Source organism: Rahnella perminowiae (assembly GCF_019049755.1).
Lineage (GTDB): Bacteria > Pseudomonadota > Gammaproteobacteria > Enterobacterales > Enterobacteriaceae > Rahnella > Rahnella perminowiae.
In genome coordinates, this window is record NZ_JAFMOS010000043.1 from 1 (window position 1) to 445 (window position 445).

The following is a 445-nucleotide window of genomic DNA, read 5'->3' on the forward strand; positions in this document are numbered from 1 at the left end:
ATCCTATATTTCATTATTAACATAAGCGCCCAATAAGGGCGCCTGTATCATTAAATGTTTGATTTAATATCGTTTGCTATTATCTGATGAACCATGCCTTTGTTGGGTAGTACAATACTTTCCAGTTCAGCGATTTCATTATTTTTATCTTCAAGACTCCCATCATTAAGTTTGTCGAGGAAAAATAGAACACTAGCGAAATCATTCGCTATGTGATTGCATTTTGCAGCAAGAATTCCTAATTCGTTGAACTCAGCGTGGTTATCATTTTCAATAAAAATGGATGGTTTATGGAATAAAGGATATTCTACAATAAACGATATACCATCGGTCACAAGGATATCGGACCAATCAAAGGAAGCAACATAATCATAATCGTAGTCCATGCTGGTATTATTCAGCGATGTCCATTTAGAAAGAAAATAATCAACATTGCTCTTTATTT

The 445-nt window shown here is 33.9% G+C and carries 1 pseudogene; it reads right to left on the reverse strand.

Annotated features, from left to right (window positions below):
• Nucleotides 1-50: 50 nt before the first annotated feature.
• Nucleotides 51-445 (reverse strand): annotated as a pseudogene (locus tag J1785_RS00210) (hypothetical protein); the annotation flags it as partial.